Genomic DNA, 24,377 nt, shown 5'->3' with positions numbered 1-24,377 from the left:
CGTCTCCGCGAAGTTAACATCCAGGTGAACACGAGACAAGCTTGTGAAGTCCCCTGTGTGAGACTCCACGAAACCGCTCTAAGCTGGGGTTATACAAAGATTTTATTGAAGTTCATCTTTTGTTCATCTTGTGGCGGTGTCCGCGAGACGTCCCAGCGCCCCCACCACCGAATCGGACTTCGTGGTGTACCAGAACGGCGGCAGCGAGTCGCGCATGAACTTCCCGTAGGACCGGTTGGTCTCCAGGCGCGAGTCCAGGATCGCGACCACGCCGCGGTCGGTGGTGCGGCGGATGAGCCGCCCGGCGCCCTGCGCGAGCCGGATCGCCGCGGCCGGGACCGAGACCTCGGCGAAGCCCGAGCGTCCGGCCGCGTCGGCGGCCTCCGAGCGGGCCGCCGTCAGCGGCTCGGTCGGGCGCGGGAACGGGATGCGGTCGACGACCACCAGGCGGCAGGTCATGCCCGGCACGTCGACACCCTGCCACAGGCTCATGACCCCGAGCAGGCACGTGGAGTCCTCTTCCTTGAAACGCTTGACCAGGCTCCCGAGGGTCTCCTCGCCTTGCAGGAGGATGCTGTAGTCGGTCTTGGCCCGCAGCAGTTCGGCCGCGGCCTCGGCGGCCCGCTTGGAGGAGAACAGTCCCAGCGTCCCGCCCCGGCTGGCCTCGACCAGGCGCAACAGTTCCTTCCCGGCCTCGTCGGAGAGCCCCGAGGCGGTCGGGCGCGGCACCGAGGCGGCCACGTAGAGGATGCCCTGCTTGGGGTAGTCGAACGGGGAGCCCACATCGAGCGAGGTCCAGCCGTGCCCGTCGGCGGGCAGGCCCAGGCCGCGCGCGACCGTGTCGAACTTCCCGCCGAGCGTGAGCGTGGCCGAAGCGGCGATGACCGTGCGGTCCTCGTACAGCATCGCCGAGAGCAGGCCGCCGACCGACAAGGGCGCGGCCACCAGTTGCGGGCCGTTCGGTTCGGCCCAGATCACGTCGTCCCCGGCCGGGCCGACGCAGCGCCCGGCCGTCTCGATCGTCTCGGCCAGCCCAGCCTTGAGCTGCTGGGCCGAGAGCTGCTTCTTCGTCTCGGCGTCGAGCGAGCCCAAGTGGACGGTGGCCTTGACGCACGCGCCGTTGATCAGGTTGAGCGCCTCGGTCAGCGGCGCGGGCAGCTCGCCGGAGAACCGGCGCTCCCCCGCGGCGGTGAGCGCGCCTTCGAGCGCGTCGGCGGCCTCGCGGATCTGGTCGGCCACGTCGGTGTCGATCAGGCGCCGCCCGCGCTGCGCGAGCCAGCGCAGCCGGGCCGGGTGCAGTTCGGCGCGCGCGGCGTTGGTGACGCGGTCGACCAGTTCGTGCGCCTCGTCGACGATGAGCACGGCGTGCTCGGGCAGGACCGAGCGCTCGTTCATCATGTCGATCGACAGGAGCGCGTGGTTGGTGACCACGATGTCGGCCTCGTGGGCCTTGGCGCGGGCGGCCTCGGCGAAGCAGTCGGGGCCTTGCGCGCAGTCCTTCGCGCCCGGGCACTCCGAGGAGGTCGTGGAGGCCTGCTTCCAGGCCCGGTCGGACACGCCGGGGTCGAGGTCGTCCCTGTCGCCGGTGTCGGTGTCGTTCGCCCAGTCGAAGAGCCGCTGGACCTGCTTGGCGAAGCTGGCCTGCTGCCCGGCCCATTTGAGCTGCTCGGTGCCTTCGAGCGCGCCGTCGTCCTCGTCTTCTTCACCGGCGAGTTTGCGTTTGCACGCGTAGTTGTGGCGGCCCTTGAGCAGCGCGAAGGACGGCTTGCGGCCCAGGACCGGCGCGACGGCCTCGACCAGGCGCGGGAGGTCGACGGCGACGAGCTGGTGCTGCAACGCGAGCGTCGCGGTCGAGACCACGACGGGCTTGCCGGCGGCGAGCGCGGCGCACAGGTACGCGAGGGACTTCCCGGTCCCGGTCCCGGCCTGGACGAGCAGGTGCTTCCCCGAGTGCACGGATTCGGCCACGGCCCGGCACATGTCGCGCTGGCCTTCGCGGGCCTGGCCGCCGGGGGTGGCCGCGACGGCGGCGTCGAGGATCGCGAGCGCGGTGTCGGCGGCTGTGGTGGTGGTTGCGGTGGTCACAGCTCCTTGGCCGCCTGTCGACCCGCGTCGATCGGGTCGTCGGTGCCGCCTTCGGTGGCCGCGGCGTCCGTGGCGGCCTCGGTGTCGAGGCCCCGTTCTTGGGCTTCGCGGCGGGCGGCGCGGAAGCGGTTGAGGGCCCGGACGGTGCCGTTGACGATCGCCAGGAGCGGCACGGCGACCAGGGCGCCGATGATGCCCCACGCGAAGCCGCCCGCGGTCACGGCGAGAACGATCGCGAGCGGGTGGAGCTTGACGGCGCGGCTCATCAGGAACGGCTGGAGCAGATTCGACTCCAGCTGCTGGACGAGCAGCACGATGCCGAGCACGATGAGCGCGTTGATCAGGCCGTTCTCGGTGCCGACCAGCGCGACCACGACCGCGACCGCGCCCGAGACCGTGGCGCCGATGATCGGGATGAACGCGCCGAGGAACACCAGCGTGGTCAGCGGCAGCCACAGCGGGATGTCCAGCAGCCACAGGCCCAGGCCGATGAAGATCGCGTCCACGGCCGCCACGACGACCACGGTGCGCATGTACTGGACGAGCGTCGACCAGCCCGCGCCGCCCGCGTAGCGCATCGCCGCGGTCGCGGGCCTGGGGAGCATGCCGGTGAGGAAGGTCCAGATGCGGCGGCCGTCGCGGATGAAGAAGTAGGTGGTGAACAGGACCAGGAACAGGCCGGTGACGAAGTTGCCCAGGCCCGAGGCGGTCGACCCGGCCACGTCGAGTCCGGTCTGGACGATCGTCTCCTGGTTGTCGCTGTACCAGGTGGTGATGTTGCCTTGGATGCCCGCGAGGAACTCGGCGATCTGCGCGCCGTCGAGCCCGTAGGGCCCGGATTCGAGCCAGGTCTGGGCGTCTTTGAGGCCCTTGACGATCGAGTCGTAGAAGTCGGGGATGCCCGCGATGAACTGCTGCACCACGAACGTGAGGATCGCGCTGACGACCGCGAGGCCGGAGATGAGCACCACGATCGAGGCGAGGGACTTGTTCCAGCCGTGGCCGATGAGCCAGCGCGCGATCGGCTGGAGCATGGCCGCGAGCAGGAACGAGATCACGACCGGGATCACGACCATGGTGATCTGGCTGAGCAGGTACAGGACCACCGCGACGGCCGCGCCGATGACGAGCATCCGCCACGACCAGGCCGCCCCGATCGCGAGCCCGGTGGGGACGTAGCGCCGTTCGGGGTTTTCGCCTTCGCCGGACTGGTCGAGTTCGGGGGGTAGGCCGCCGCCGCCCGCGTCGTCCACCACCGGCGGCGGGGGCTCCTCGGCGATCGTGACCCGGGCCGCGAGCGCCCGCTCGGCGACCGGGTTGAGCCGCATGCCGATCCAGAGTTGTCGGGCACGTGCGGTGGTGCGGCGGAATCGGCTCACGGTAACTCCAAGGACGGTTCCTCCGAAAGGAGGTGGGTGCAACGTCAACACGTACCGTACCGGTTCGAGGCGACAGGACCCATCCAGCAGGCGCCACCGAGACCGGTCCCGCAGGCGCCACCTCCGGCAGGCGGCGCCCGGTCGCCCGGGCTGGATTGTCGTACCCCTCCGGCAGCCTTGAAACCGGGGGCCCGTTGGAAACGCGAGGTGTGCTCCCGCGACCACGGCGGCCCGGCGCGGGATGCCGGTGCGTCAGCGACAAGCGCTAAGCTGGGGCGTTGTGACCGATACACCGTTGGATTCCACGACCGGCCTGCCGGTGCGGCTCCTGCACGACCGGCTCCTGGTGCGCGAAGACCCCGACTCTGAGCGCCGCTCCGCCGCCGGGATCGTCATCCCCGCCACCGCCGCGATGGGCCGCAGGCTCCACTGGGCCGAAGCCGTGGGCGTCGGCCCGCTCGTGCGCTCGGTCGAGGCCGGGGACCGCGTCATGTTCGACCCCGAGGACAAGGCCGAGGTCGAGATGCAGGGCAAGACGTTCATCCTCCTGCGCGAGCGGGACATCCACGCGGTCGCGGCGGGGCGCGTCGACAACGACGGCACCGGGCTCTACCTCTGATGCGCGTCGCGGTCGCAGGGCTCGGGCTCATCGGCGGCTCGGCGGCGCTCGCGTTGGCCCAGGCCGGGCACGAGGTGATCGGCTACGACCCCGACGATGCGACTCGCGAGGCCGCGGCCTCGAAGTTCTCCGTGGTTTCGGACCCGGCCGCGCTCCTGGACGCAGAGATCGCGGTCGTGGCGGCCCCGATGAGCCGCCTCGCCGAGGTCGCGACCGAGACCTTCCCTCCTGGCTACGGCGGGATCGTCACCGACACCGCCTCGGTCAAGGCCGAGGCCGCGCGCCTCTTCGCGCAGCACCCGCGGTTCGTCGGCGGGCACCCCATGACCGGCAAGGAGACCGCCGGGTTCGCCTCCGCCGAAGCGGGCCTGTTCCAAGGCCGCGTGTGGGTGCTGTGCCTGGAAGCGGGCACCGACCTGGACGACTGGGCCGCGCTGGCCCGCTTGTGGACCTCGGTCGGCGCCCGGGTCGTCCCCGCTACCGCCGCCGACCACGACCGGTCGGCCGCGCGGATCTCGCATGTGGAGCACGCGGTCGCCGCGGCGCTGGTCGAGGTCGCCGGGGACCCGCTCTCGCTGGCGCTGGCGGCCGGTTCGTTCCGGGACGGCACGCGGGTGGCCGCGAGCCCGACCGGGCTGTTCGCCGGGATGGCCGCGGGCAACCGGGCCGAACTGCTCGCGGCACTCGATGACCTGGGCGCCGAACTGGCCGAGGCGCGCCGCCGCATCGCCGACGGACCGGCCCTGCCCGGAGTGGTCGCGGAGTGGTTCGAGCGCTCGCGGCGCGTTCGCGCGGCTTGGCCGCCGGGGCCTGGCGAGGTCGAGGAGATGCCGCTGGAGCGGGACGCCCTCGTGGCCTTGGGCGCTGCCGGGGGGTGGGTCGAGGGCTTCGAAAGTGAGGTCGCGCTCGTCCGGCGTCCTCGCGTAGAGTCCACTCCATGAGAAGAATCATCGACGAGATCGCCGACCAGTACGTCGAGGACGTGATCGCCCTCAGCCCGATGGAAGCCACCGCGATGGGTGTGCCCGGGCACGATCACGAGCTGGACGACCTCTCCCCCGCGGGGCTGGCGAAGTCCGCCGACCTCGAACGCAGGACGATCGCCGCGCTGGAGGCCGCCGAGCCGGTCGACGAGCGCGAGCGCGTGGCCAAGGAGGCCATCCTCGAGCGGCTGCGGCTGAGCCTGGAGCGTCACGAGGCCGGCGACACCTATCTGAGCCTGAACGTGCTGGCCTCTCCGGTCCACAGCGTGCGCCAGATCTTCGACCTCATGGAGAAGGACGGCAAGGAGGCCGCCGAGAACATCGCGGCCCGCCTGGCCGCCGTCCCGGCCGCGGTCGAGCAGTACACCGAGACGCTGCGCGCCGAGGCCGCCGCGGGCCGGGTGGCCGCGAAGCGGCAGGTGCTGGAGATCGCCACCCACTGCGACAACTGGAACGGCGCCAAGGGCAAGGACACCGACTTCTGGGCGGGCCTGGCGAACGGCGTGACGATCGACGGCGAGCCGATCACGTCCGGTCCGCTGCGGATCGCCTTGAGCAACGGCGCGAACTGGGCGCGCGCGGCGATCACGCAGTTCGCGCTGTTCCTGCGCGAGGAGCTGGCCCCGCAGGCGCCCGAGAAGGACGCGGTCGGTCGCGAGCGCTACTCGCGTGCGTCGCGGTACTTCATCGGCGCCGAGATCGACCTGGCCGAGACCTACGCGTGGGGCTGGCAGGAGCTGGCCCGCATCGAGGCGGACATGCGCGCCACGTGCGAGCGGATCAAGCCGGGCGCGTCGATCCTGGAGACCGTGGCGTTCCTCGACCAGGACCCCGCGCAGAACCTCACCGACAAGAACGAGTTCCGCGACTGGATGCAGGAGCTCGCCGACTCCACCATCGCCGACCTCGCGGACACGCACTTCGACATCCCCGAGCAGATCCGCGCGATCGACTGCAAGATCGCGCCGACCGAGGACGGGGCGATCTACTACACCGGGCCCAGCGAGGACTTCAAGCGTCCGGGCGCGATGTGGTGGTCGGTGCCCGAGGGCCAGGCGCTGTTCGGCAAGTGGCGTGAGAAGTCCACGGTGTACCACGAGGGCGTGCCGGGCCACCACCTCCAGGTGGGGCAGACGATGGCGCGTCTGGAGCTGCTCAACCGCTTCCAGCGCCAGTTGATGTGGTGTTCTGGCCACGGCGAGGGCTGGGCGCTGTACTCCGAGCGGCTCATGGACGAGCTCGGGTACTACGAGGAGGACCCGGCCGGGCGCCTGGGCATGCTCGACGCCCAGGCCTTCCGCGCCGCGCGCGTCGTGGTCGACATCGGCCTCCACTGCGAGTTCACGATCCCCGAGGGCAACCCGTTCGGTTGGCGCGAGGGCGAGGCCTGGGACGGCGAGAAGATGTTCGAGTTCATGCGGGCCCACACCCGCACGGTCGAGGACGACATGCTCAAGTTCGAGGTCAACCGCTACCTCGGCTGGGCCGGCCAGGCCCCGTCGTACAAGGTCGGCGAGCGCTTGTGGATGCAGGCCCGCGAGGACTACAAGGCCCGCAAGGGCGAGTCCTTCAGCCTCAAGCAGTTCCACTCCGACGCGCTCAACCTCGGCTCGATGGGCCTGACGCCCTTCGCCGAGTCACTGGCGCGCCTGTAGCGAAAAGTCCTCACACGCCCTGAATGTCGCACCCGTGAGGTACTGGTTATAGAACGGGGGCGCTGCGTTCGGAACATATCCGGCATTCCGGATTTGTCCGTATCGCGGTGCCCCCGTTCGCATGCCCGCACGCGGTTCCCTCGCCGTGCCCCCGCGGGCGCCCAAACCCCGGCCGCGCCCCACTCTCGCAGCGCTTCCGCGCCGCCCGGCCTCGCAAGGCGTCGCTCAAGCGGGACTGTCGAGCTGGAGGTCGAGCTCCTCGGCGTCGAACCAGACCCGCAGGCGCTCCGCGCCGCGGCGCAGCGCTGCGACCTCCGTCGCAGTGAACCCGCGCACCCGCAGCGTCTCGACCACGAGCCGCTCCTTCTTCACCGCGGCCTTCCAGTGCCCGATGACCTGCCCGTCGAGCAGGATCGCCGAGTTGAACCGCGGCCGGTCCGGGTAGGCCGAGCGCGGCATCGAATGGTGCACCACCCAGTCCTTGGTGTCGGTGTAGGAGCACAGCATCTCGTCGAACCCCTGCACGAAGTCGACCACCGGCCCGCTCGGGCCCGCCTCGGGCGCCTCCTCGGCCGCGTACAGCACCCGACCGTCCACATGGAATTCGTTGAGCTCCAGCTCGGCCACGGCCGCCTTCGCGTCCGCGACCTTGAGCGACGCCCAACGGGTGAAATCCTTCAGCGTGGCCGGGCCCCGCGAGACGAAGAACCGCCGCGCCAGCGCCAAGACCGCCTCGTCCACCGGGACGGGACCGCCGGGGACGCGCTCGTCGAAGTTCGCGTAGGTCTGCTTGCCGCCCGCGGGCGTGCCCGAGCAGATCGCCTGCTCGATCTCGGCGTGGAACAGCAGGTGGATGAGCCTGCGGCCGGTCGGGTCGGCGATCCCGGCCTCGGCGAGGACCTCGGTGGCCTCCTCGCGGGCGAGGTGCCGTCCTCCGGCCGTCCCGGCCGCGAGGGCCTTGTCACCTCGTTCGAGCACCGAGGCCTCCAGGCCCAGTTCGCGGTACTGCCCGGCCGCGAGCTGCTGGACCCGCGCGCCGGTCGCGGCGAGCATCATCCGCAGGTCGAGGGCCGGAACGGTGTGCCAGGTGGGCCGCAGGACGTGCGTGCGGATCACTTCGCCGCTCTCGATCAGCGCGTCGACGCTCCCCACGCCGGCGAAGGCGCGGCCCGGGCCGTCAGGCGCGGACCGCATCGCGGGGGTGAGCTTGGAGGGCTGGATCTCCTGGGATTGGACCGCCCCGAGGTGCGCGAACGCCTCCATCGGGGTGGCGAGCGGGGTGCCCCAGAGCCGCTGCGAGCGGGCGCGCCAGGCCGCGATGGCCGCGGGCGTCAAGTCGCCGTTGGGAGTCGACATGGGCTCATGCTAGTCGCCGGGGGCGACAGAGGCGCGCCGCTGATCGTGTAGCGCGAAACTCCTTCGATGACCTTCCTGACTTGAGTAGACGCGGTTGCGAACAACCGCCACAATTTAGGAATGTCCCTTCCGAACGCGATACTCAGGCTCACCACCGACGTGCTCGCCGACATCAACGACGACGAGCGACTGGCGTTCGCCTACGCGCACGGGCCCGCCCTGTCCGGTTTCGGGGAGGACGCCGAGTTGGTGTGCGTATGGGAGACGGACGCGGTGCCCGACGAGGCCAGCGCCGAGGCGACGAACCTCACGGTGGCTCGCTTTCAGTCGCTGCTGGAGACGCTCGAGAACGGCGAGGGCTGGCGCGAGCCGGGCGACGAGCCGTTGCGCGTCATCTCCCGGTTCGCCGAGGGCATCCTCCTGGCCGACGACTCCGAGCTGGGCTCGCGCGCCCGCGCCGAGGTCACGGAGTTTCCGCAGGCCCTGGCCGACGCGGCGCGCGATGCGGTCGCGGCCGAGTCGGAGGCGATCGCCAAGCGCTTGAGCGACACGGAGGACCCGTGGGAGCTGGCCGAGACGCTCACCAGCGGGCTGCATCGCGCTTACGTGGCGTTCTTCGCCGCGGCCGGGCACTTCTTCCCCGGCCGTGAGCACCGCGCGGCATCCGTCGAGCGCTACCTGCTCGAAGCGGAGGTCCTGGAGGCCGAGACCGCGGTCTGGGCCGCGGCGGCGATCATGCATCCCGAGCGCGCCGAGCGCCTCCCCGAGGCCTGGCGCGACTTCACGCGAACGGTCCTCGACAACTGCTGACCACGCGAATGACCCAGCCCACAACCGCATACCCGCTTGCACGCCGGTTTCCGACCCGGGTAAGGTTATGCCCGGCCAGGTGATCACCACCGAGCCGAAGATGCGCCCCTAGCTCAACGGATAGAGCATCTGACTACGGATCAGAAGGTTGGGGGTTCGAATCCCTCGGGGCGCACCATAGAGAGAAAGCCGAGTCTGCGGACTCGGCTTTTCTCGTTTTCACGGCCGAGCGCGACTCCACTTGAGCGGCTCCTGTCGGATTCCCGACAGCTGGTGCGGGTGGGGCGGCTGTGGTGTTGTGAGGGGCGTCGGAAGTGTACCGCGAACCTACAATTGTCGCCGTGCCCCCGAGAAAACCCCGTTTGGTCTTGAAACCGGAGTTCGCCAGGCTGTTCAAGCAACACCGGGAGCGATCCGGCCTTTCCCAAGAGGCCCTTGCGAAGCATGCCGGGGTCGCGGAGAAGACGGTCAGGCGGTACGAGAACGGCATGGTGGCGCGGCCGAGAGAGGCCACGCTGCTGCTTTTCAAGGTCGCTTTCGGACTCACCGATGAGGAGTACGAGGAGTTCCACACCGCCGCTCACCGTTCCCGCACCGAGGAGCCGTCGATCATCCGCCGGCGTCTGCACCGGGCGGCCGACAAGCTCGCGTTCGAGGTGAGGGCGAAGCTCGAGCAGGAGGAGGAGCGCCAGGACCTCCGCAATCCCTCCGCGATTCCGGTCGGTTGGCGCACGGTCGACACCGACGCGGTCGACCACTGGGAGAACATCGCCGAGGCCGAAGCCGGGGCGACCGTCCCGCCGCTCGACCTCGACGGGTCGCTGGCCGACCTGGAGTCCGTGTACGGCCGCATCCCCTCTGGAAGGCTCGTGGTGCTCGGCCGGGCCGGGTCGGGGAAGTCCGTGGTGGCGACGCGCCTGGCCCTCAACCTGCTCGACACCTGGGAGGCGCCCTCCCCGGTGCCGGTGGTGTTCCGGCTCGAATCCTGGAATCCGCGAGTCGACCTACAGGAGTGGTTGGCGACGCAGCTCGAGAACGAGCATCCGCACCTGCTGCGGCTCATGCCGAACCGCTCGACCACGGCGGCGGCGCTGCTCACCGCCGGGCTCGTCCTCCCGATCCTGGACGGCTTCGACGAGATGGCGGAGGGCCTGCACCCCAAGGCGTTCCGACAGCTCAACCAGCGCTCGGGCCCGCTGGCGCTGACGAGCCGACCGGGTGAGTTCGTCAGTGCCGTCGAGGAGACGGGGCTCCCGCTGTCGCGGAGCGCGGTCGTCGAACTGGTCGACCTCGGCCCCGACCAGGTCGCGGGATACCTGTCGCGGGCCGCGCGCCCTGCGAGCCGGTGGCAGCCGGTGCTCGACGCGGTGAGAAGCGAACCCGAAGGGCACCTGGCGCGGGCGTTCGCGACCCCGCTGATGGTGTCACTCGCGAAGGAGGTGTACGGGAGTCGCCGCGGGCGCGATCCGGTCGAGCTGCTCGACACCCGCGCGTTCTCGACCGCCGAATCGGTCGAGCGGCACCTGCTCGGCAGGCTGGTGCCCACCGCGTACCGCGACCAGACCGAGGACGCGCGGTTCGAACCGGTGCGGGCCGGACACTGGCTCGGCTACCTGGCCCACCACCTGGAGTCACGCGGGGAGCACGACCTCGCGTGGTGGAAGATCGGTACGTCCCTGGGGATCTGGGAGCGAATGGCCGTCATGACCGCGGTGTTGGGACTGCTCCTGGCGTTCCTGGACTCGATCGCCATGATGGTCGTCGGCCGGACGATTCTCCCGGTCGGCATCGCGGTCGATTTCGCGGTCGCGGCTTCGTTCGCGATCGCGCACGGGGTGCTCGCCCGGTCCCGGAGCGAGGGGTTCGGGCCCTCACGCGTGCAGATGCGCCTGCGCGGGAATCCGACGCTGAGCTGGGGCGATGTCGGCCGCCGGTTCAGCCTCGGCTTCCTCGCGGGGTTGCTGCTGCCCGTAGGCTTCACCGTCGTCCGCGAGGTGGTGCTCGGCACCGAGTACGGACTCAGCGCGGCACAGATCGCGGTCAACACCGTGGTCGACACGCTCGGCTTCGGCATCCCGGGCGGCCTCTGCGGTGGGATCGGGCTCGTGGTCATCGCGTTGCTGGAGCGGCCGCTCGACCTCAAATCGGTGCCCACTCCAACCGACCTGATGCGGGCGAGCCGTCGAACGCTGCTGACACAGGCCCTGATCTTCGCTCCTGTGCTCGCGGTCGCGTTCCCCTTCGCCCTCTGGAGCCAGATCCAGTTGTTGCGGCTCCTTCCGCCCTCGTTCGGGCAATGGCATTGGGCTCCTGCGGAAGCGGCGATCCTCGGCGGGTACGCCGGGACGTTCGCCACGATCGGCTACGTGATCGCGTTCTCCGGCTGGGGTCAGTGGCTGGTGTTCGGGCGGCTGTGGCTGCCGCTGACGGGGCGGCTGCCGTGGCCGCTCCCGGTGTTCCTGGACGACGCGTGCGCGCGTGGGGTGCTGCGCCGCTCCGGAGCGGTCTACCAGTTCCGCCACGCCCAGCTTCAGGAGCACCTGGCCTTGGCGTACAAGGAAAACGCCCGGAGGCGTTCGCGCAGGTGAGGCCCGGGCAGCGGGCTGGTCATATGAAATGACCGGAGCGATATCACCTGTTTTGACCACATTCCTTCGTTGTCGGTTTCACGGCTTGTCCACATGATCGGTTGCACGACGCCGGCCACACGACCGGCGCGGCGGACCGAACGGCCCAGGCAGGCGCCCGGGGTCCGCCCTCGACGAGGAAAGGCCCGAACATGGCAGGAAAGACCAGACGATGGCTGCCGGTCATCGCATTCGCAGTAGTGGCGTTGACGCTCCCGGCGACACCGGTGCAGGCCGCTGACCACGAAGCCCCCCAGTCGCTGCTGAACCGGTACCAGGCGCAGGCCGGCCCCGGCGCGGCCGTGCACGCCGGCGACGCCGACGAGGCGTGGACGCTCACCAGCGGCACCGCGACGCTGTTCCCGACCCGCCCCATCACCGAGGACGACCACTTCCGGATCGCCAGTCAGAGCAAGACGTTCACCGCCGCCGTGGTGCTCCAGCTCGTCGACGAGGGCGCGGTGGACCTCGACGCCCCGATCGGCGCGTACCTCCCCGGCGTCGTGGACGGCGACGGATACGACGAGGACGCGATCTCGGTGCGCCAGATCCTCCAGCACACCGCCGGACTCCCGCGCGACGCCCAGAACCCCGCCGCCGAACCCGACGGCAGCTTCACGCTCGCCGAACTCGTACGCTCGGGACTGACCCAGCCGCCGCTCTACGCGCCCGGCGAGGGCTGGACCTACTCCAACATCGGCTACCTCATCGCGGGGATGCTCATCGAGGAGGTCACCGGCCAGGCCGTGGGCGCGGCGGTCACCGAGCGCATCATCGTCCCGCTGGGGCTGGCCGAGACCTCGTTCCCCGCACCCGGCGACAACTCGCTCGCAAGCCCGTACCTGCCTGGCTACCAGGGCTTCTGGGTCGGTCCGGTGGGCTTCTGGACCGAGGTGACCTTCAGCTTCGAGATGTCGCGCGCCTCCTCGGCCGGGGCGGTCAATTCGACGCTCGGCGACCTGACCGAGTTCTATCGGGCGCTCGCCGCGGGCGAGGTCGTCTCCGAGGAGTCCCTGGCCCAGATGCGCACGACGGTCGACGCTCCCGCGCTGGGCGTGGACTACGGGCTCGGGCTGTTCAAGCTCGACCTCTCGTGCGGCGGCGAGGCGTGGGGACACGCCGGGAACCTGACCACCGGGCATTCGTCGGTGACCATGACGACCGACGACGGGCGCTTCGCGTCGCTGGTGACCAACGCGTTCCCGGCGAACGAGAACCCGCCGACCCGCTACGAGGTCGTCGACGCGGCGCTGTGCGAGGAGTCGGCATGAACGCGCGCGCGTTGACGACCGCGATGCTTGCGGGAACCCTGGCCTCCGGGATCGTCGCGGTCCCCGAGGCGCAAGCGGCGATCGCACCGCCGCACCTCGCGGACGCGTTCGGGCTCACCGTGATCGCGCAGCCCGAATGGGCCGAGGGCAGCGACCGCACGTTCACCTTCACCGTGGCGACCGAGGAGGTTCCGGCGTTCACCGTCATGCCGGGGCAGGTCTCGGGCGAGCACGTGGTGTCGGTGACGCTCCCGAACGGGTACGACCCGGCCCAGTCCTACCCGGTGCACTACACGCTCCACGGCGGCGGGGACTACCCGAACGCGCCGTGGCTTCGACAGGCGATCGAGGAGTCCACCGCGCACGAGCCGCTCATCACCGTGGCCCCCAACGGCGGTGGACGCGGCTGGTACACCGACTGGGTGTACCCCGGCTCGCTCGGGCTCCAGAACTGGGAGACGTTCCACTTGGAGCAGCTCATCCCGTTCATCGACGCGAACCTCGCGACCGTCGACGCGAAGGAGGGCCGCGCGATCTCGGGCCACTCGATGGGCGGCTACGGGGCGATGAGCTACGCCGAACGCCGACCGGACCTGTTCACTTATGTGGGCAGCTTCTCGGGCGGGCTCGATCTGCTCAACCTGGAAATGCGGGCGGCCGTGGTCGGCTCGACGCAACTGGCGGCGTACGGCTATCCGACGGTCGCGCCGGACGCGATCTTCGGCTCGCCCATCTGGCCCCTGGACTGGAATTGGAACCAGCGCAGCCCGGCGCAGCATGTGGAGTCGCTGCGCGGCATGGGGATCGCGCTGTACTCCGGGAACGGAGGTGATCTCGCCGTCGACCCGGTCCAGGCGATCGTCGAGCACCGAGCCCGCCAGACCACGGCGGTGGCCTCGGCGAACCTCACCGCCGCGGGCATCGAGCACGATTTCCTCGACTACGGAGACGGGAGCGACTGGGCCGCCGGGTGTACCGGCAAGCACGCCCAGTTCGCCTGCCTCCAAGCGAATTTCGACCACTTCATCCCCTTGGTGATGTCCCGACTCCAGCATCCCTGAGGCAACCGGGACCGCGGCGCGGCGGCCAAGGCACACCGCCGCGCCGCTTCATCCTTCCCGCCGGTGGGGCGGGAGAATCCGAGGCCAGTATGAACGCCCCTTCGAACAGCGCCGCCGGTTCGGGGAGCGCACTCGCTCCCGACCGCCGGTTCAAGCACCTCGGCACCGCGATCGTCGTCGAGGTCGTGGCGGGAGTCGTGATCGCGATCCTCTCGCTCAAGCTCGGGCTCGACCCCGGCGCTGACACCGATGTGAAAGACAGCCCTTCGAGCACCCCGACCACCTCGGGAATCGGTGTGGAGAGCACCGAGCCCCGAGACGAGAGCGAACCGGACGACGAGAGCGAGCGCGAATCGCACTCCGAATCCGAATCCGAATCCGAATCCGAACCCGAGCCGGAACCCCATGTGCTTGCGGACGTCTCGGTCGGCGAGTGCGTCACCGCCGACGGCGACGACTACTACTTCCCCGCGTACTGCGACGTGGGCAATTTCCTGGTCCTGGAGCGCCTCCAGGGGAAGGACGACTCCGCGTACTGCTCCGAATGGGAGTTCTACAACGGGTCGCTGAGCTTCCACGAATATCCCGACTCGCCTCCGGTCCTGCTGTGCATGCGCATGCAGTACCCCGACGACATCGGATACGCCCAGACCGACCACTGCCTGTACGCCAGCGGTCCCGACGACGACATGACCTTCGAGTTCGCCGATTGCGCCTACTCCAATGTCTACGTCGTAGGCCGCACCACCGGCCGCGACACGTCCTTCTGCGACGGTTACGGCTGGGCCACATGGCAGAACGCGGTCTTCACCGAGTACTCGTACACCGTGTGCTTCGCCTGGCTGTGACCTGTGTGGACTGAAGCGTTCACCGGTCGAGGATTCGGCGTTCCTTTTCCGGTGCGATGCCCATGTCTTCGGGGATCTGGTCCCGGGTCAGGCCGGATTCGGTCACCCAGGTCCAGGTGTCGGCGACGGTGTCGGCGATCGGGCGGGTCGTCAGGCCCGCGGCCCTGGCTTTGGCTGAGCTGGTGTTCCAGGTGCCGGGGGTGGTTCGCCACAGCGGCAGCTCGTTCCATTGGCGCACACCGTGGTCGGTGAGGACGTCGCTGGGGGTCCAGACCAGTTCGGCGTCGGATCCGGTGGCCTTCACGCATGCGCCGAGGAAGTCCCCGAAGGTGGCCTCGCCGGATCCGGCCACGTTGAACGCGCCGTCGAGGCTGCGGGCGAGGGCGTCGGCGGCGAATTCGGCGACGTCCCGGGCGTCCACCGGTTGGATGCTCCGGTCGGAGCGTTCGGGGGCGACGACCCGGCCGCCCTCGGCGATGCGGAGCAGCCACCAGGGGAGGCGGCCGACGTACTCCTCGGGGCCGAGCACGACTCCGAGGCGCAGGACGGTGCTGCGCCCTGGCCCGAAGACCTGGAGCACCGCTCGCTCGCAGCCGGCCTTCTGGTACCCGTACCGGCTCGGCCCGTCCTTGACGTCCTCGCCGAACGTATCGTCGGCGTCGGGCGGACACTCCAGAATGGGCGATGCCTCGGACAACGGCTCGATCGGCCAGCCCTGGTAGGCCGAGAGCGTCGAGATGAACAGGTACCTGCCCGTCGCGGGCTCCAGGACCGAGGCCGCTTCGAGCACGTTCCGCGGCACGTACCCGGAGACGTCCACGACCGCGTCCCACGGCCCCGACGCGGCGAGCCGCTCCAGGTCCGCCCGGTTCCAGCGATCCCCGTGGATCACCTTGGCGCCGGGCAGATCAGTGCCCGACCTCCCCCGGTTGAACACGGTCACCTCCCACCCGCGCGCGAGCGCATCGGCGACGATCCCGCGCCCCACGAACAGGCTTCCACCCAGGACGAGCAGTCTCATGAACCACCCCTTCACCTCGAAGTCCCCGCGACCGCAGATGACGGCGCGGCCCCGATCATCCCTCTGATCACCTTGGGACGCAACCGCCCCGAGCACTCACGGGCGGTCGAGGCCGAGGCGGGCGCGTTCGGCGGCGATGATGCGCTGCTCCAAGGGGATCGAATCGTCACCCGGCGACGCCACGGCGGTGGCGGTCGCCATCGCGCCGGTCGACTTCGCGTCGGAGTGGCGCGCGTAGTGCTCGAACAGGAGGTCCTTGTGCTCCTGCACTTCTCGGATCCGCTCGTCCACACCGTCCTTTGCCAGCAGCCGGTGCACCTGGACGCGGCGGGTCTGGCCCATGCGGTGGGCCCGGGCGACCGCCTGCTGCTCGATGCTCGGCTTCCATTGCGGCTCAGCGAGGATCACCATCGAGGCCGCCTGGATGTTCAGGCCCACACCCCCGGCCTCGATCTGCGCCAGGATCACCGCGGGGCCTTCGCGCTGCGCGAACTGGTCGACCATGGCCTGGCGCTTCGCGGCCGCGACCTTCCCGGTGATCGGACCGATCGCCTTGTCGCCCAGGCGTTCTCCTACCGCTTTGAGCACGTCGAGGAAGTAGGAGAACACGATGACCTTCCGGCCCTCCTCCCCTGCGTCTTCGACGAGTTCGGCCAGGCGCTCCAGCTTCGCCGATCCGGCCGTGGCCGAGGACGCGCGGCGCATGCCCATGAGGTTACGGCGCCGCACCTGCTCGCGGTATTCGTCCTCGTCGCTCGCGTTGAACTGGACCCACTCCTCGACTTCGATCTTCTCGGGAAGTTCGGTGAGCACGTCTTCCTGGTTGCGCCGCAGGTAGACCGGAGCGACCATCCGCCGGAACTCCTCGGCCCCGACCACGTCGTCGGCCTCGCCGACCTGCTCGGCGAGGTCGGGCCGGAGGTGGCCGATGAGCGAGGTGAATTCCTGGACGCGGTTTTCCATCGGCGTGCCGGACAACAGGAGTGCCCGCTTGGAGCGGCCGATCGCGTCCCCGACGGCCATGCTGCGCTTGGCGTTCGGGTTCTTGATGTAGTGGGCCTCGTCCACGACCAGCAGCGCGATCTTCGCCCGCGGCGGCAGCGCTTCGAGCCGGTCGATCGTGTTGAACGTGGTCACCGCGACCCCGCCGCGGCGCAGCCACTTGCGGGTCTCCTCTTCTCGTCTCGGCCCGTGGAGGCCGAACGCTTCGAGTTGGGTGTGCTTGCGGATCTCTTTGAGCCAGTTGGGAACCACGCTCGCCGGGCAGATGACCAGGCAGCGGCGCTGGCCCTTCGCTGAAAGATGCGCGGCGACCGCGAGCGCCTGGATGGTCTTGCCCAGGCCCATCTCGTCGCCGATGATCGCCCTCTTCTGGTAGACCACGTACTTCGCGCCGAAGAGCTGATAGAAGCGCAGGTCGGTGCGCAGCAGCGACCTGTCGAACGGCAGCGTCTCGATCGCCTGCCGCAGATCATGCCCGACGAAGTCCTCGGCGCGCTCGGCGTCCTCTTCGTCGGTGCCGGTGATCTTCGCGAGCTGCGTGTTGACGCTCGCGGCCTGGCGCTCGTAGTCCCTCCAAAGCTCGTCGGTGGTCCAACGCTCGGGCCTGGCCTCGTCGAGCGCCGCGGCCAGGTCGCGCTCCAGCACCCGCGTCTCGTCTTCGGCGCAGACCGCTTCGAGCATCGCGAAGCGGGCCAGCGTCTCGGCTTTCCGCTTGCGCCTGGAGAAGAGCATCGCGAGCCTGCTGCCGACCCGGTCGGCCGCCGCGAAATACGGCAGCGCCCGTTCCCTGAAGCGGGACACCGACTTCTGAAGCTCACCGACGGCCTCCGTCGCGGCCCGCTCGGCCTGAAGATGCGCCAGGATCCGGGTCTGCCGCGGGTCGCGCCGCTCGGGATCGAACCGAAGCCCGGCATCGACGCGCGACCGCTCAGCGAACAGCGCAGCGGCGGCCTTGACCTCGTCAACGGTCTGCGCGCCGACCCCCGGGATCCGCGTCAACTGCTCATGCGAGTTCTGAAGCACATCGGCGACAGTGGTGATCCCAGCCTGCTCCAACTTCGCCAGCCGCAGTCCCTTTGCGACCTTCTTCAGCTCCGTGACCCGCATCGTCGCAAGCCGAACGGACACATCCTCACTCGCCAACGCCGCGACATGCCCACGCACCGCCCCCCGCAACCGCATCGGCGCAGCAGCCAGACTCTCATACTGCCGCAACACCTCACGAGCACGAGCGACCTGCGTGCGGGCGCGCTCGCGGAGCTTCCGTCCGCTGTGCGGCGTGTCGGCCATGGGAACTCCTGGGGTCGGGAGGGGACCCATTGTATTGGCCTCTCGGGGCCGCGCCGAGCTCGAATGACCTCGGGGCCCGATCGCGATGCGATCGGGCCCCGGCATGCCGCCGTCCGGCACTGACCGGTCGGACCGGTCTAACCATCGCATTCTCGGATGGCCACGCCCCAGATTCGTTTTGCCTCTTCGATGATCGCTTCATGGTGGCGGGCGGCCCACTCGACGTGGAGCGGGGTCGAGATGCGCAGCCCGGGCTGATCGGTGTCGAGGTAGACCACGGATCCGAGGACGGGCGGTTCCATCCCCGTGAAGACGACCCTCAGTCGATGCTGGGAGAAGATCGCCTGAAAGGTCAGTTGACGTTGGCCGATCTCGGCCCTGGCGGTCAGCGTGTCCACGGTCATGCCGCCGTCGCCGTGTAGCCCGCGTTGAGATCGAAGTGCAGCCTCGGCAGTGGCGAATCGGGTGGACCCGCCTGGGAGGCTCGGGCCGCGAGGCGGCCTCGCGCGGCCCCGGCCCGGAACATCGCCGCCGCCGCTCCTGGGAGGGCTGCGGTCCGGTTCGCTTCGGGGAGCGTCCGGGTCTGCCTGGGCACCTTGGGTTGCGTCGCTTGCGGTGCGGGCGAGAGCCTGCGACCGGTGGACTCGGCGCGGAGTCGCGGCATCGGCGTCACGCCCAGGGCGAAGATCCAGACCAGGCAACGCAAGAGCCACGCCAAGCGGTCGCGGAAATCCGGCTCGGGCGGCTCAAGGTGCTCTTCGTAGAAAGCCTGGGAATCGGCGAGAAACTCCGACCACGCCCGCTCCCGCAGACCCGGGAGGCGGTACGGCTCCTCGGCGGCCGGTGCGGCGGTCGCGTTCCAGCCCTTCGAGTCCGGTGCGGGTTCGCTTCGGGCGTCCGGTCCGGGGCGTCCGGACCTGTAGTGTCTGCCCTGGTCCGGTTCCCGCTCGTCCCGATGGCGGGGGCGACGCGGCGCGGGCCGGGGGTCGGCGGCTCTCTGGCGCTCGGCGGGCGCTTCCTGGGGCCCGGAGGGTTCGCGCTCGGCCCAAGCGCGACGTGCCTCGCCGGAACCGGAGGAGCGGCCCGACCCGGGGTTTTCGTCGTCGCGGTCGGTGTCGCGCTCCTTGCGGCCCCTATCGAGCTCGGCCTGGTCCGAGTCGGTCGAGTACCGGTGGATGAACTTCCAATCGGTGTCGCGCCGAGGCCCGTGGCCGGGTCGGTCGCCTTGGCGCGCATCGTAGGAGCCGGGGTCGGGGCAGCTCCCGCTGAGCCAACCGGGCGCTGGGGCGTAGGCGACTCGCTCAGGGACGGTTCCCGCGCCGTCTTCGGGCCTGCCGGAGGCCTCGATGCGGTCGGGGGTCCAGTCGCCGTGCGCGTCCCAGCGGATGCGGGTGCGGGCGAAGTCCGGCGGTTCGGGGTCGCCCTCCCGCCACTCCCAGGGCGCGATCGGGTCGGGGCGTTCGCCACGGCGGTGACGCCCGGTACGGCGGTCGGGCCGCCACAGCGGGTTGCCATAGGGGCCGGGGTCGTCGGGATCGTACGGCTTGCCGCCGATCATCCAGGTGTCGCCCGGCTTGTGGCGCAGCCACATCGGTTCGTAGCGCGGGGAGACCGGTTCGGAGTCGGGTGCGTTCGGGTCGCACAGGTCCGGGCGGGTCTGGTAGCGATAGGCCCCGGAGACGCCGGGGTCGGGAGAGCCGTCGGGCAGGAAGAGCCGCCGACCGGCCCAGTCGTAATAGCCGTCCGAATCGGCGATCAGGCCGGGGTTCTCGGGGTGCGGCCACTGGTCGCAGCCCCGCTCGCGGGTGCGGGTCTCGGTCCACCCGGCGGGGGTCCTGCCGGGGGTGAAGGGCATCGGCGAGTAGACGGTTTCGTCCTCGTCGCCGGGCCCGAACGGGTTTCGCTCTGGTGTGCCGCCGCCGTTTTGGCGTAGGCTGTCGCTGACCATGGGAGGTTCACCTCTCTGGTTGGTAGCGGGCCACCGACTTGGTTTGGCGATTGGGACGGTGGCCCGCGTTGATATTCGGATGTTGCGGTTCGTGCCCGAGTGAACACAAACCACGTTTTGCAACCCTGACACAACTCCTGTGCTAAATCAACGCAAGACACACCCCCTCCCCCAAAGTGTCTAGATCGCCTCGCACCGAGCCTCGTGCCGCCCGCGATTCGCGGGTGGTTGTGATGGGGCACACTGGGGGTGCTGGAGACCGGATCGGTTCCGGCGCTTTCTGACTCGTAGGGGTGATGCGTGAGCAAGCCGAACTTGAGAAGAAGGAATCTGCTGCGGGCGGTGGCTCTTGGGGCTCCGTTGGCCGCTGCGGGTGTGGTGGGGATCGGGGTCGCGGCGGCTGATACCGCGAACTTCAAGATCATGGCCACCGAGCAGGAGACCAACAAGGTGATGGTCTTCGACAAGAACAAGTCGTTCAGCAACGCGAACCGGTACAAGTCGTGGAGCCCGGGCAAGGGCGGCTGGTCGAACCTCTCGGACTGCCGCATCCGCAACACCGCGCAGTTCGGCGTCATCGGGCTCGCGGCCGCTTCGGGCGGGAGGGTCGGGATCTGGGACATCACGTCCGAGCTCGACCAGGAGCTGAACGACGTGTTGTGGAGCGCCACCCCCGGCGGCAACCCGCATGCGCTGGAACGCATCCCGGACCTCGGGGCGTTCGTGTCGGCCTCGTCGGACGGTTTCCTCACCGTCTACGCGCCGACCGCGATCTCCAAGCCGTCGACGCTCGCGAAGGTCCAGACGGTGAACCTCGCAGGCGCGCACGGGGTCCTGTGGGACCCGAACAACAAGCTGCTGTGGGCCTGCGGCAACAAGATCGTGCAGGCGTACTCGGTCACCGGCACCTACCGCAACATCCGGTTGAAGGCACACTCCAAAAAGGTCACCCTCTCGGGCCTGGGCCACGACCTCCAGCCCGACTACTCCAACACCGGGCGCCTCCTCGTCTCCGACACCCACGGCGTCTACTCGATCAACAAGTCGACCCTCGCCAAGACCACCCTCCACACCACGACCCGCATCAAGTCGTACGTGAAGATGAAGTCCGGCGAGTACTTCTACGTCCGAGGCGACAACGCCGGCTCCCGCACCTGGGGCAGCCCCACGGTCGTGTTCTCCCAGTCGGCCAACCGAACCAGGTCGGGCGCGGAGTTCTACAAGGCCCGCTACTACTCCACTGCGTACAACTAGAACGCTCGGGCACGAACCTCTGCCGGTTCGGGCGGTCGACAACGCGTTATCGCTCTGCTACAAAGGGATTCGACGCGGCGCGGTCACTCGGCCGCGTCGATCCCTGGCCCCCGCTAGCGCAGAGGACCGCAGATGGCCCGAGTCCGCGCCCTCAGTTCCACGACCGCCACCACGGCACTGGTCGTCCTCGCGGTGGTGGGGCCGGGCTTGAACTATGCGGCCCAGTGGTACTGGCAGGACCCGTCGGTGCCGCAGGGGCAGCGGCTCACCTGGCTCGCGGCCGGACTCGCCGCCGTCCTGCTCGCCGCGGCGGCCTCGATCGCGCTCGGCCACGCCGCCCAGAAGAGCACCGCGAAACGCGCCAGGGAGCTCAAGGCCAAGACGACGTGGACGCACGCGCCGAGGCCGCCGCGGACGAAGCGCGGGCGCCTGCGCATACGGCCGGGCCCGGCCAACGCGACCGTCCCCGCCGTACTGGGGGTGCTCGCCTGGCTCCTCGGCTGGGTACCGCTGGTGTTGAACACCGGCAGCGGCTGGACGGTCCTGGCGTTCCTGAGCGCGCTCGTCGGCCTGGTGTTCATCGGCTTCGGCATCATGGTGGATGAAGGGTGGGCCGCCGGACTGCTGGGTTTCCCCGGCTTCTTCTTGCTGATCGTGGGGGGCGCGTTTCTGCCCCTGGACGACCCCGCGTTCTGGTACTGGTTCGGGGGCCAGCTCGCGTTGACGGTGCTCGCGATCGTGCTGGTCGTGCGCGGCCGGCGGCGGCGGAAGCGGCGGCAGTGGGTGATCCGAAGGCTGCGCCACGGACGCTGGATCGGATACGACGACGAGAGCGACCTGGCGCAGCCGCTGCGGGACCTGGTCACCCCGGTCCTGCGCCTGCCCGCGGCCCGATTCAAGGCCGCGACCCGCCGAGGCGGCCTGGGCCGGTTGCTGATCGCCAACGGGAACCGGATCGCCGTCGTGGTCGACGAGGAGTTCCAAGCACGGTGGAGGCTGAGCGGCAGGCTCGACGACATCACGCACAACCGGACCCTCTATGCCGAAGACGAACGGGACGCGGCGGCGTCGCTCGCCAAAGTGCGCGAGGTCGACCAGCGCGTGCCCGGCGCGAAGGTCTGCGCCTTCGTGCTGGTGCCCGCCACCGAACGGGACGATCAGCTCGTGCGCGTCGACCCCGGGGCGCCCCCGGTGCTGTTCACCGACGAGGCGCATCTGGCCGATGCCGTGACGCGGTTCCTCGGCGGCGCGAGACCGGTGCTGCGGGTTCCGGTGCTCCATGCGCTGTCGAACCTCTACTGATCCTTCGGCGGGAAGTAGAAGAGCACTGGGGATTCGGCGATCGTGGCGGGGAGTTCGTCTTCCCAGCGGGTCTTGCCGTTGTAGTCGATGAAGGCGACTTCGGCGCCGTCGCGGGTGATGAAGCCCTTTTCGTGCATGGAGATGCAGGAGGCGTCGTCGGCTTGGACTGCGTTGCCGGTGTTGAGGTCGATGACGCGGGTGCCGGATTCGGCGCGCATCGTGAAGCCGCCCTTGAGGGCTCCGTATGGGCCGTATGAGTCCACAAGGCACACGTAGCGTCCGGTCGGGTCGATGTCGAACATGCCGATCGTGCGCGACTCGGTGCCGTGGAGACTGGAGACGAGGATGATCTCCTCCGTGTCTCCGGTCGTGTTGACGCGGAACAGCTTCTGGACGTCGAGGTCGTGGTAGATGCCCTCGGCCTCGCCGTCTTCGTTGGTGTACCAGCGCAGTCGGCAGCCTTCCTCACCAAGCTCTACAGTGGTCGGCAGTGCGCCCACGTCGGGCGAGTACCACTCGGTGGGACCCCAGGTCTTGACCGGGAGCGGGATCTCGCCTTGGGTGAGGGACTCGCCCCAGACCGGGGCGCGGTGGACCAGGAGCGCCGAGCCGTCGGCGAGCCAGGACGGGTCGAGGCAGGCGTGGTCGAGCGGGTACTCGACCCCGGTCGAGATCGCGCCGGTCTCGAGATTCCCGAACTCAAGCGACGCATCGGGATTCGCGCCCGAGATCCACGCCGCGTAGCGCTCGGTCGGGCTGATGCTGAGCGAGGACCGCATGACCGTGCCCACGTCCCCCAGGCCCTCCCACACCCCGGAGAGGTCGAGCGCCTCCTCGGGGTCGGCCTCGGCGTCCCAGCGGTAGAGCTTGTGGTCGTCGCCGAGGCCGTAGAAGACCCCTTCGCCGGTGTCGTTCCCGTTGCCGGACACCGGGTCGAAGTCGCAGGCCGCCGTGCCCGCGAGCACGAGAACCGCTGCGGCGGCGCAGGCCCGGGCCACTGCGCGATGCTTCAGGGTCATGTCGTGCTCCTTCCGGACGGGCGGTCATTCATCCAGGGCTTCGGCCTTCATCGACTCGGTGGCCTTGTAGGTCCCGGCGTCCTTGTCCGCCATGCCGTGTCGGCCGATGAGCGTGAGCCACAGCCGCAGGTTCGCCGCCGACTTGGTGGGGTCGATCGACTTGGCCCCGAACCGGTCCCGCAACAGGTTGTAGCCCTCGCGGGTCTGCGGGCCGTAGATCCCGTCGATGACCATCGCGGTCATCCCGGCCAGATCCCTTGCGGCCCATTGCATGATCGTGGTGTCGGTGCCGTAGTTCCAGTTGAGGGCCACGGCCTGGCGGCCCCGGTCGGCGTGGATGTGGTTCCAGTGCGAGCCGTCTGGGTCGTTGTGGCAGTGCAGGACCGTGCCGAAGTGCTTGCGGCAAGTGGCGATCACCGCCAGGTAGCGGCGCCTCAGGTACCTACTGCTTGACTTGCCGTGGACGGCTGTGTCCACATAGTGCCCCGAACCCCAGTCGAACCTCGTGAAGTCGATGGCCGCGCCGTAGCGGTGGTAGCCGGGCTTGCAGACCTTCGTCCCGGCGATGCCGGTCCACGAGTACGGCCAGGGCCCGTCGCTGCGGGCGTAGGCCTGGCCGAGGTTGTGGAGGTCGTTGGCGACCTTCCCCGCCTGCGTGTGGGTCTCCTCGTGCATCGTGAACGAGGTGGTGGACGGGTGGACGCCGTAACCGTCCTTGTTGTACGCGGTGCGGTAGCGCATCTTCCAGGCGGACTTGTACAACCAGTCGCGGGTGATGTCGGGGAGGTCGCACGTGGAGCGGGCGAACGCTTGGCTACTGCTGGGAAACGCCATCATTCCTCCTTCC

At 69.7% G+C, this 24,377-nt stretch carries 19 protein-coding genes and 1 tRNA gene; 11 read left to right on the top strand and 9 right to left on the bottom strand.

Features of this window, described 5'->3' with window-relative positions:
- Positions 1-123: 123 nt before the first annotated feature.
- Together AB0B28_RS02490 and AB0B28_RS02485 are read right to left on the bottom strand one after the other, a co-directional pair.
- The gene (locus AB0B28_RS02490; protein WP_360115902.1) at positions 124-1,980 is read right to left on the bottom strand and encodes an ATP-dependent DNA helicase; all 1,857 of its coding nucleotides are present in this window, start codon (positions 1,978-1,980) and stop codon (positions 124-126) included.
- Between the two features lie 101 nt (positions 1,981-2,081).
- Positions 2,082-3,464, bottom strand: coding sequence for an AI-2E family transporter (locus tag AB0B28_RS02485; RefSeq protein ID WP_360115236.1), 1,383 nt, complete (start codon positions 3,462-3,464; stop codon positions 2,082-2,084).
- A gap of 241 nt (positions 3,465-3,705) precedes the next feature.
- Between AB0B28_RS02485 and AB0B28_RS02480 the strand changes: the two genes are divergently transcribed.
- Genes AB0B28_RS02480 through AB0B28_RS02470 form a run of 3 tightly spaced genes read left to right on the top strand, consistent with a single transcriptional unit; the run spans position 3,706 to position 6,721 of the window.
- The gene (locus AB0B28_RS02480) at positions 3,706-4,083 is read left to right on the top strand and encodes a co-chaperone GroES (protein WP_360115233.1); all 378 of its coding nucleotides are present in this window, start codon (positions 3,706-3,708) and stop codon (positions 4,081-4,083) included.
- The gene (locus tag AB0B28_RS02475) at positions 4,083-5,024 is read left to right on the top strand and encodes a prephenate dehydrogenase/arogenate dehydrogenase family protein (RefSeq protein WP_360115230.1); all 942 of its coding nucleotides are present in this window, start codon (positions 4,083-4,085) and stop codon (positions 5,022-5,024) included. The genes AB0B28_RS02480 and AB0B28_RS02475 overlap by 1 nt, the downstream gene beginning before the upstream one ends.
- Positions 5,021-6,721, top strand: coding sequence for a DUF885 domain-containing protein (locus tag AB0B28_RS02470; RefSeq protein WP_360115227.1), 1,701 nt, complete (start codon positions 5,021-5,023; stop codon positions 6,719-6,721). The genes AB0B28_RS02475 and AB0B28_RS02470 overlap by 4 nt, the downstream gene beginning before the upstream one ends.
- Positions 6,722-6,946: 225 nt before the next feature.
- Here AB0B28_RS02470 and AB0B28_RS02465 read toward each other — a convergent pair whose 3' ends face one another.
- Positions 6,947-8,077 carry a winged helix DNA-binding domain-containing protein gene (locus tag AB0B28_RS02465; protein WP_360115224.1) on the bottom strand — a complete coding sequence of 377 codons (1,131 nt, stop codon included), beginning with the start codon at positions 8,075-8,077 and terminating at the stop codon, positions 6,947-6,949.
- A 120-nt stretch (positions 8,078-8,197) separates the two neighbouring features.
- Here AB0B28_RS02465 and AB0B28_RS02460 point away from each other — a divergent pair, with 120 nt between their 5' ends.
- From AB0B28_RS02460 to AB0B28_RS02435, 6 genes are all read left to right on the top strand, one after another.
- Positions 8,198-8,887 carry a hypothetical protein gene (locus AB0B28_RS02460; protein ID WP_360115221.1) on the top strand — a complete coding sequence of 230 codons (690 nt, stop codon included), beginning with the start codon at positions 8,198-8,200 and terminating at the stop codon, positions 8,885-8,887.
- A gap of 102 nt (positions 8,888-8,989) precedes the next feature.
- A tRNA-Arg gene (locus tag AB0B28_RS02455) sits at positions 8,990-9,065 on the top strand.
- A gap of 136 nt (positions 9,066-9,201) precedes the next feature.
- Positions 9,202-11,475, top strand: coding sequence for a helix-turn-helix domain-containing protein (locus AB0B28_RS02450; RefSeq protein ID WP_360115218.1), 2,274 nt, complete (start codon positions 9,202-9,204; stop codon positions 11,473-11,475).
- A 191-nt stretch (positions 11,476-11,666) separates the two neighbouring features.
- Positions 11,667-12,785, top strand: coding sequence for a serine hydrolase domain-containing protein (locus tag AB0B28_RS02445; RefSeq protein WP_360115215.1), 1,119 nt, complete (start codon positions 11,667-11,669; stop codon positions 12,783-12,785).
- A complete protein-coding gene (locus tag AB0B28_RS02440; protein ID WP_360115213.1) occupies positions 12,782-13,846 on the top strand; it encodes an alpha/beta hydrolase-fold protein in 1,065 nt (354 codons plus the stop codon). Before AB0B28_RS02445 ends, AB0B28_RS02440 begins: the two co-directional genes overlap by 4 nt.
- A gap of 89 nt (positions 13,847-13,935) precedes the next feature.
- Entirely contained in the window at positions 13,936-14,694 is a 759-nt protein-coding gene (locus AB0B28_RS02435; protein ID WP_360115210.1) for a hypothetical protein, read from the top strand.
- Between the two features lie 19 nt (positions 14,695-14,713).
- Here the strand turns inward: AB0B28_RS02435 and AB0B28_RS02430 are convergent, their stop codons facing one another.
- The 4 genes from AB0B28_RS02430 to AB0B28_RS02415 form a co-directional block, all read right to left on the bottom strand.
- Positions 14,714-15,715, bottom strand: coding sequence for an NAD-dependent epimerase/dehydratase family protein (locus AB0B28_RS02430; protein ID WP_360115207.1), 1,002 nt, complete (start codon positions 15,713-15,715; stop codon positions 14,714-14,716).
- 96 nt (positions 15,716-15,811) lie between these two features.
- A complete protein-coding gene (locus tag AB0B28_RS02425) occupies positions 15,812-17,824 on the bottom strand; it encodes an SNF2-related protein (protein ID WP_360115204.1) in 2,013 nt (670 codons plus the stop codon).
- A gap of 320 nt (positions 17,825-18,144) precedes the next feature.
- Positions 18,145-18,411, bottom strand: coding sequence for a hypothetical protein (locus tag AB0B28_RS02420; protein WP_360115201.1), 267 nt, complete (start codon positions 18,409-18,411; stop codon positions 18,145-18,147).
- Complete coding sequence (locus AB0B28_RS02415) at positions 18,408-19,955, bottom strand: hypothetical protein (RefSeq protein ID WP_360115198.1); 1,548 nt, start codon at positions 19,953-19,955, stop codon at positions 18,408-18,410. Before AB0B28_RS02415 ends, AB0B28_RS02420 begins: the two co-directional genes overlap by 4 nt.
- 300 nt (positions 19,956-20,255) lie before the next feature.
- On the opposite strand from AB0B28_RS02415, the gene AB0B28_RS02410 reads away from it, so the two are divergent.
- Together AB0B28_RS02410 and AB0B28_RS02405 are read left to right on the top strand one after the other, a co-directional pair.
- Positions 20,256-21,209 (top strand): DUF6528 family protein, encoded by a 954-nt coding sequence (locus AB0B28_RS02410; RefSeq protein ID WP_360115195.1) that lies wholly within the window; start codon positions 20,256-20,258, stop codon positions 21,207-21,209.
- Positions 21,210-21,341: 132 nt separating this feature from the next.
- Positions 21,342-22,511: a hypothetical protein gene (locus AB0B28_RS02405; RefSeq protein WP_360115192.1), complete on the top strand. Its 1,170-nt coding sequence runs from the start codon at positions 21,342-21,344 to the stop codon at positions 22,509-22,511.
- Here the strand turns inward: AB0B28_RS02405 and AB0B28_RS02400 are convergent.
- The gene (locus tag AB0B28_RS02400) at positions 22,505-23,530 is read right to left on the bottom strand and encodes a hypothetical protein (RefSeq protein ID WP_360115189.1); all 1,026 of its coding nucleotides are present in this window, start codon (positions 23,528-23,530) and stop codon (positions 22,505-22,507) included. The genes AB0B28_RS02405 and AB0B28_RS02400 overlap by 7 nt on opposite strands.
- A gap of 24 nt (positions 23,531-23,554) precedes the next feature.
- The gene (locus AB0B28_RS02395; RefSeq protein ID WP_360115186.1) at positions 23,555-24,364 is read right to left on the bottom strand and encodes a hypothetical protein; all 810 of its coding nucleotides are present in this window, start codon (positions 24,362-24,364) and stop codon (positions 23,555-23,557) included.
- Between the last annotated feature and the right edge of the window lie 13 nt (positions 24,365-24,377).

Origin of the sequence: Glycomyces sp. NPDC046736 (assembly GCF_040645615.1) — a bacterium.
Lineage (GTDB): Bacteria > Actinomycetota > Actinomycetes > Mycobacteriales > Micromonosporaceae > Glycomyces.
Note: the sequence above shows the minus strand (reverse complement) of the source record. Positions and strands in the feature narration are given on the sequence as shown.

Coding starts and splice junctions, on each gene's coding strand:
- AB0B28_RS02440 (WP_360115213.1), top strand. CDS start 12,782: ATGAACGCGCGCGCGTTGACGACCGCGATGCTTGCGGGAACCCTGGCC.
- AB0B28_RS02445 (WP_360115215.1), top strand. CDS start 11,667: ATGGCAGGAAAGACCAGACGATGGCTGCCGGTCATCGCATTCGCAGTA.
- AB0B28_RS02400 (WP_360115189.1), bottom strand. CDS start 23,530: ATGACCCTGAAGCATCGCGCAGTGGCCCGGGCCTGCGCCGCCGCAGCG.
- AB0B28_RS02430 (WP_360115207.1), bottom strand. CDS start 15,715: ATGAGACTGCTCGTCCTGGGTGGAAGCCTGTTCGTGGGGCGCGGGATC.
- AB0B28_RS02405 (WP_360115192.1), top strand. CDS start 21,342: ATGGCCCGAGTCCGCGCCCTCAGTTCCACGACCGCCACCACGGCACTG.
- AB0B28_RS02475 (WP_360115230.1), top strand. CDS start 4,083: ATGCGCGTCGCGGTCGCAGGGCTCGGGCTCATCGGCGGCTCGGCGGCG.
- AB0B28_RS02420 (WP_360115201.1), bottom strand. CDS start 18,411: ATGACCGTGGACACGCTGACCGCCAGGGCCGAGATCGGCCAACGTCAA.
- AB0B28_RS02470 (WP_360115227.1), top strand. CDS start 5,021: ATGAGAAGAATCATCGACGAGATCGCCGACCAGTACGTCGAGGACGTG.
- AB0B28_RS02425 (WP_360115204.1), bottom strand. CDS start 17,824: ATGCGGGTCACGGAGCTGAAGAAGGTCGCAAAGGGACTGCGGCTGGCG.
- AB0B28_RS02395 (WP_360115186.1), bottom strand. CDS start 24,364: ATGGCGTTTCCCAGCAGTAGCCAAGCGTTCGCCCGCTCCACGTGCGAC.
- AB0B28_RS02480 (WP_360115233.1), top strand. CDS start 3,706: ATGCCGGTGCGTCAGCGACAAGCGCTAAGCTGGGGCGTTGTGACCGAT.
- AB0B28_RS02415 (WP_360115198.1), bottom strand. CDS start 19,955: ATGGTCAGCGACAGCCTACGCCAAAACGGCGGCGGCACACCAGAGCGA.
- AB0B28_RS02490 (WP_360115902.1), bottom strand. CDS start 1,980: ATGTGCCGGGCCGTGGCCGAATCCGTGCACTCGGGGAAGCACCTGCTC.
- AB0B28_RS02460 (WP_360115221.1), top strand. CDS start 8,198: ATGTCCCTTCCGAACGCGATACTCAGGCTCACCACCGACGTGCTCGCC.
- AB0B28_RS02465 (WP_360115224.1), bottom strand. CDS start 8,077: ATGTCGACTCCCAACGGCGACTTGACGCCCGCGGCCATCGCGGCCTGG.
- AB0B28_RS02435 (WP_360115210.1), top strand. CDS start 13,936: ATGAACGCCCCTTCGAACAGCGCCGCCGGTTCGGGGAGCGCACTCGCT.